The organism is Microbacterium sp. NPDC097977, from assembly GCF_040302605.1.
GTDB lineage: Bacteria > Actinomycetota > Actinomycetes > Actinomycetales > Microbacteriaceae > Microbacterium.
Genome location: NZ_JBEOUR010000004.1, coordinates 90,192 through 96,589 on the forward strand (window position 1 = coordinate 90,192; position 6,398 = coordinate 96,589).

At 69.7% G+C, this 6,398-nt stretch carries 4 protein-coding genes; 2 read left to right on the forward strand and 2 right to left on the reverse strand.

What is annotated here, in order from left to right; all coding sequences use genetic code 11:
• Nucleotides 1-94 precede the first annotated feature (94 nt).
• Nucleotides 95-1,246 carry a flavodoxin-dependent (E)-4-hydroxy-3-methylbut-2-enyl-diphosphate synthase gene (gene ispG / locus ABTZ43_RS02175; protein WP_188042367.1) on the reverse strand — a complete coding sequence of 384 codons (1,152 nt, stop codon included), beginning with the start codon at nt 1,244-1,246 and terminating at the stop codon, nt 95-97.
• A gap of 230 nt (nt 1,247-1,476) precedes the next feature.
• Between ispG and ABTZ43_RS02180 the strand changes: the two genes are divergently transcribed.
• The gene (locus ABTZ43_RS02180) at nt 1,477-3,360 is read left to right on the forward strand and encodes a chorismate-binding protein (protein ID WP_350537677.1); all 1,884 of its coding nucleotides are present in this window, start codon (nt 1,477-1,479) and stop codon (nt 3,358-3,360) included.
• A gap of 43 nt (nt 3,361-3,403) precedes the next feature.
• Here the strand turns inward: ABTZ43_RS02180 and ABTZ43_RS02185 are convergent, their stop codons facing one another.
• Nucleotides 3,404-4,720 carry a M50 family metallopeptidase gene (locus ABTZ43_RS02185; RefSeq protein WP_056416713.1) on the reverse strand — a complete coding sequence of 439 codons (1,317 nt, stop codon included), beginning with the start codon at nt 4,718-4,720 and terminating at the stop codon, nt 3,404-3,406.
• A gap of 134 nt (nt 4,721-4,854) precedes the next feature.
• Between ABTZ43_RS02185 and ABTZ43_RS02190 the strand changes: the two genes are divergently transcribed.
• The coding region (locus ABTZ43_RS02190) for a Mur ligase family protein (protein WP_350537678.1) at nt 4,855-6,398 on the forward strand (1,544 nt) is incomplete at its 3' end.

Sequence of the window (6,398 nt, forward strand, 5' to 3'; positions counted from 1 at the left end):
GGAGGCGAGCGCCGGAATCGGGTGCGGACGAGATCTGGTCGTGGGACCGAGGCGACCTGCGCGATGCCGACGGCGTCGGGACGCGTTCCGGCCGTCAGACCGTGACGACCTGCGCGGTGCCGAGAGGTGCTTCGGGTCCCATGTCGGCGGCGATCCGGTTGGCCTCTTCGATCAGCGTGGCGACGATGTCCGCCTCGGGCACGGTCTTGATGACCTCGCCCTTGACGAAGATCTGTCCCTTGCCGTTGCCGGAGGCGACACCGAGATCGGCCTCGCGCGCCTCGCCCGGCCCGTTCACGACACAGCCCATGACCGCGACGCGCAGCGGCACCGTCATGTCCTTGAGCCCCTCGGTCACGTTCTCGGCGAGCGTGTAGACGTCGACCTGCGCGCGTCCGCACGACGGGCACGAGACGATCTCGAGCTTGCGCTCGCGGAGGTTCAGCGACTGCAGGATCTGGTGGCCGACCTTGACCTCTTCGGCAGGGGGCGCCGAGAGCGACACGCGGATGGTGTCGCCGATTCCCTCTCCGAGCAGGATGCCGAACGCCGTGGCGCTCTTGATCGTGCCCTGGAACGCGGGCCCCGCCTCGGTGACGCCGAGGTGCAGCGGCCAGTCTCCCCGCTCGGCGAGCAGACGGTATGCCTTGACCATGACGATCGGGTCGTTGTGCTTGACCGAGATCTTGAAGTCGTGGAAGTCGTGCTCCTCGAACAGCGACGCCTCCCAGACGGCGCTCTCGACGAGGGCCTCGGCCGTCGCCTTGCCGTATTTGGTGAGGATGCGACGGTCGAGCGATCCGGCGTTCACGCCGATACGCAGGGAGACGCCGGCGGCCTTCGCCGCCTCGGCGATCTTGCCGACGTTGCCGTCGAACTCGCGGATGTTGCCGGGGTTGACGCGCACGGCGCCGCAACCGGCGTCGATCGCCGTGTAGATGTAGCGGGGCTGGAAGTGGATGTCGGCGATCACCGGGATCTGACTCTTCATCGCGATGATCTTCAGCGCATCGGCGTCGTCCTGATGCGGCACGGCCACGCGCACGATCTCGCAGCCGGATGCGGTGAGCTCGGCGATCTGCTGAAGTGTCCCGTTGATGTCGGTCGTCTTCGTCGTGGTCATCGACTGGACGCTCACGGGGGCGTCGCCGCCGACGAGCACCTTGCCCACCTTGATCTGGCGGGTCTTGCGACGTGGGGCGAGGACTTCGGGGATCTTCGGCATCCCGAGATTGACTGCTGGCACACCTCCAGCCTACGCCGCTCTGATGCACGCAGGCTGGAAGCGGGACCACTCTCCACCTCCGTCACGCGAACGGGGACGCGGTCGGTGGTGTGATAGTTTTCAGCCCATGCTCGCGAACCTCACCTGGTGGCCCGCCTCCTAGGCGGTGTGTTCGCGTTCCCACGAATTCAGACCGCCTCCGGGGCGGTCTTTTCGTTGAGCCGAGCCGGAGCCACGCACAGGAGACATCGATGACCCTCTCACGTCTTTCCGAGCTCACCGCGGATCCCGCGGCATCGTTCGTGCTCATCGCGCGCGACGGCGCCGAATCCGTCGAGCTGCTCACCGGCGACATCCTGGATGTCGACCTCCTCGCCGACATCCCCCTCACGATCGACGGCACCGACCGGGAGATCTTCGCGATGGTGCCCTACCGCCAGGTGCGGGAGCGCGGATTCGTCGCCCAGGACGACGGCGCCCCGCTGCGCTGCCTCGCCGTCGAGGAGCACCTGTATCTTCCGACCGCCGAGCTGCTCACCGCACTGCCGGCCGAACCTGTCCCGCTGCGAGACGGCGGTTTCGACATCGCCGACGAGGAGTACGCGGCGATCGTCGAGACGGTGATCGCCGACGAGATCGGACGCGGTGAGGGCGCGAACTTCGTGATCCGCCGGGACTTCACGGCGAACATCGACGTCGACGACCGCACGGCGGCACTCACCTGGTTCCGTGCTCTGCTCACTCACGAACGCGGCGCGTACTGGACCTTCGCCGTCGTCACCCCCGACCACATCGCCGTCGGGGCCAGCCCCGAGGCTCACGTCGTGGCGCGGGGCGGGGTCGTGACGATGAACCCCATCTCGGGCACGTTCCGTCACCCGGCGGGCGGTGCCACGAAGGACACCCTGGTCGATTTCCTCTCCTCCACCAAGGAGACCGAGGAGCTGTTCATGGTGGTCGACGAGGAGCTCAAGATGATGAGCGCGGTGTGCTCCGACGGCGGGCGCATCACCGGCCCGCACCTCAAGGAGATGTCGCGGCTCACGCACACCGAGTACATGCTCCGCGGACGCAGCACGCTGGATCCCCGTGACATCCTCCGCGAGACGATGTTCGCGCCGACCGTGACCGGCTCCCCCATGCAGAACGCCTGCGCGGTCATCCGCCGTCACGAGCGCAAGCCGCGCGGGTACTACTCCGGCGTCGCCGCCCTGTTCACCCCCAACGCCGAGGGCGGACACGACCTCGACGCCCCGATCCTCATCCGCACCGTCTACGTGCAGGATGGCGCGCTCAGCGTGCCGGTCGGTGCCACCCTCGTCCGCCACTCGGATCCGCACGGCGAGGTGTCCGAGACCCACGGCAAGGCGGCAGGGGTGCTCGGAGCGATCGGCGCGATCGACAGGGACGGTGCGGCAGAAGCACGGGAGGACGCCGATGCCCCGGGCGAGCCGCGCTCCCTCGCTGCCGACCCCACGATCGAGTCCCTGCTCGCCTCGCGCAACGCCCGGCTCGCGGATTTCTGGCTCAACCCGCAGGGCGACGGTCTCACCGGTCCGTTCACCGGCACCTCGGCCGTCGTCGTGGACGCCGAGGACCGGTTCACCACGATGCTGGCGCATCAGCTGCGGCATCTCGGCCTCGACGTGACCAACCGCCCCTGGAGCGAGGTGACGGACGACGAGCTCGCCGCCGCCGACCTCGTCGTCGCCGGTCCGGGCCCCGGCGACCCGCGCGATCTCGACAGCCCGCGGATCGCCCGGATGCGCGACGTCGTCTCGCGTCGGGTCGACACCGGCGCCCCCCTGCTCGCGGTCTGCCTCAGCCACCAGATCCTGAGCGACGGCCTGGGGATCCCCCTGGTGCCGCTCGACGCCCCGCATCAGGGACTCCAGAAGGCGGTGCCGGTGTTCGGCGAGGACGCGTCGATCGGCTTCTACAACACGTTCACCGCCAGGGTGGCCGCCGGAACCACGTCGGCGGGAGCCGCGGAGATCTCGGCGGACCCTGCGACCGGCGATGTCTACGCGCTGCGGGGGCCGCACTTCGCGTCCGTGCAAGGGCACCTCGAATCGATCCTGTCGCGCGACGGCATCCGCACCCTCGAGCGTCTCGTCTCGCACGCCCTGTCCTGAACGCGGGTCGCCGTGAGCTTCGCCCACGGAGACAGAGCCGCGGTCAGCCGCCGAAGAGCTTCACGGGGTTGAACACGTCGGCGAGCAGCAGAACCGCACCCATCGCGATGAGCAGCGTCGCGACGACCACGGTGAGGGGCACGAGGCGCGTGGCGTCGACCGGTGCGGGCGGCGGACGACGGAACAGCGTCGCCCAGGCGCGGCGGATGCCGTCCCACAGCGCCACCACGACGTGACCTCCGTCCAGCGGCAGCAGCGGGATCAGGTTGAACACGAACAGCGCCACGTTCAGCGAGCCCAGCAGGCTGAGCAGCACCGAGAAGCGGTTGAGGACCGGGGCGTCCGTGGCGGCGACCTCACCGGCGAGGCGACCGACACCCACCACGCTCAGCGGTCCGTTCGGATCCCGCTCGCCTCCCGTCACCAGCGAGACTCCCACGTCCCAGATGCGCACAGGCAGTGTCAGGATCATCGACCCGACGCGCGAGACGGTGTCACCCGCCATCTGCGGTCCCGCCGAGAGGGGCTGCTGCACGAAGCCCATCTGGGCGGCCATGCCGACGTAGCCGACGTCTTTGACGACCGGGTCGCCGTCGTCCCCGAGCACCGGCTGGCCACTGGCATCCGTGATCGTCCGCTCGGCCTCGACGGGAGTGATGCGCAGTGTCTTCTCCGCGCCGTCGCGACGGACCACGAGATCGAGGGTCTTGCCAGGTGCCGCCTGCACGATGGCCGTGGCCTCGGCGAAGGTCGAGACGGCCTGCCCGCCCACCGACACGAGGACGTCTCCCGGCCGGATACCCGCCTCGGCGGCCGGCGTCGCGGGGTCGTCCGCCGCGCACTCGGTCGCGGTCGATCCGGCAGGGAGCACGCACTCGTTCACCGAGGCGATCGTCGTCGTCCCCTGCTGCACGCCGATGCCCGAGACCAGCACCGTGAAGATCACGACGGCGAGGATGAGGTTCATCAGCGGACCGCCGAGCATGACGATCACGCGCTTCCAGACCGGGAGACGGTAGAACACCCGGTCCTCGGCGCCTGCGGCGATCGTCTCGTCATTCGCCGACCGCGCGTCCTGCACCAGCGCGCGGAAGAGTCCCTTGGCGGGACCTGCGGCCGTGGAGGCCGGGTACATGCCCGACATCGAGATGAAGCCGCCCAGCGGCAGCAGCTTGAAGCCGTACTCCGTCTCCCCGATGCGCTTCGACCACAGCCGGGGCCCGAAGCCGATCATGTACTGGCCGACGCGCACGCCGAAGAGCTTCGCAGGCAGGAGGTGACCGACCTCGTGCAGACCGATCGAGAGGCCGAGGCCGATCAGCATGAACACGATGCCACCCAGATAGAGCAGGACATCCACGTGATCACGTTAGTGCGCGCAGCCTAGGAATGAGCCCCACGAGTCTCCGAGGCCACGACGCGCCGCACCGCGGTGTGCGGGCGGACGTGCCGCACCCGGAGATCGCACCGCCGCCGTGAGATCATGGAGAGGACATGTCGATTGAACAACAACCGAGCCTGCCTCCCGTGCTCCGCCCCGCGAACCCGCCCCGGCGTGAGCTGTCCGAACTCGCCTCCCGATTCGCCCGAGAGGTGCGCGGCGAGGTGAACGGTGTCACCCTGTCGGGGATCACCCTCGCCACCGCCGACCTCCGCGCCGGCGAAGCCTTCGTCGCGATCCGGGGGGTGAACCGCCACGGGGCCGAGTTCGCCGCAGCCGCCGCCGACAAGGGCGCCGTCGCGATCATCACCGACGAGGCCGGTGCCGAGATCGCCGCCTCCGCGGGGCTCCCGATCCTCGTGGTCGACGATCCGCGCGCCGTGCTGGGCGCCCTGAGCGCGTGGGTCTACGGCACCGGAGCCGGCGACCCCCTGCCGCTGCTGTTCGCCACCACCGGCACGAACGGCAAGACCAGCGTCTCGCACCTGCTCGAGGGCATCCTCGACCAGCTCGGCGTCGTCACCGGTCTCTCCTCCACCGCCGAGCGTCACATCGCCGGCGAGGTCATCGTGTCGCGACTCACGACGCCCGAGGCCTCCGAGATGCACGCGCTGCTCGCCCTCATGCGTGAGCGCGAGGTCGAGGCGGTGGCCGTCGAGGTCAGCGCTCAGGCCCTCTCCCGACACCGTGTCGACGGCATCCGCTTCGATGTCGCCGGCTTCACGAACCTCAGCCACGATCACCTCGACGACTACGCCGACATGGACGAGTACTTCGAGGCGAAGCTTCCGCTGTTCCGCCCCGACCGTGCGGTCCGGGGCGTGGTGTGCCTCGATTCCCTCAACGGCGCGGTCGTGGTGGAGCGGGCCGAGATCCCCGTGGTCACCGTCGGCACCCCCACGATCGCCGCAGATCCGGAGGCCGCCTCCGCCGCGGACTGGGTGGTCGTGATCGACGACGAGCGCGCCTCCGGCACGACGTTCACGCTGACCGGCCCCGCGGGATCGCTGACGACGACCGTGCCGGTGATCGGGCCGCACATGGCCGCGAACGCCGCCCTGGCCATCGTCATGCTCCTCGAGGGCGGCTACGCCTGGGATCGCATCGTCGAGGCGCTCGACGGCGGACTCATCGACGCGCACCTGCCCGGACGCACCCAGCTCGTCTCGGGCGATGAGGGCCCCGTCGTGTTCGTGGACTTCGGGCACTCCCCCGATGCCTTCGAGAAGACGCTCGCGGCCGTCCGCCGGGTCACCCCGGGTCGGGTGCTGATGCTCTTCGGCGCCGATGGCGATCGAGACGCCAGCAAGCGCTACGACATGGCGCGCACCGCGGTCGAGGGCAGCGACATCCTCGTGGTCACCGACCACCATCCGCGCTTCGAGGATCCGGATTCGATCCGGGCGACTCTCGTCGCCGGTGCGCGCGCCGCCCGCCCGGACGCGGAGATCCACGAGTACTCGCCACCGGAGGCGGCGATCATCGCCGCCGTCGGCATGGTCGGCGACGGCGACTCCATCCTGTGGGCAGGGCCCGGACATCAGGACTACCGCGACATCCGAGGCGTGCGCACGCCGTACTCGGCACGGGAGCTGGC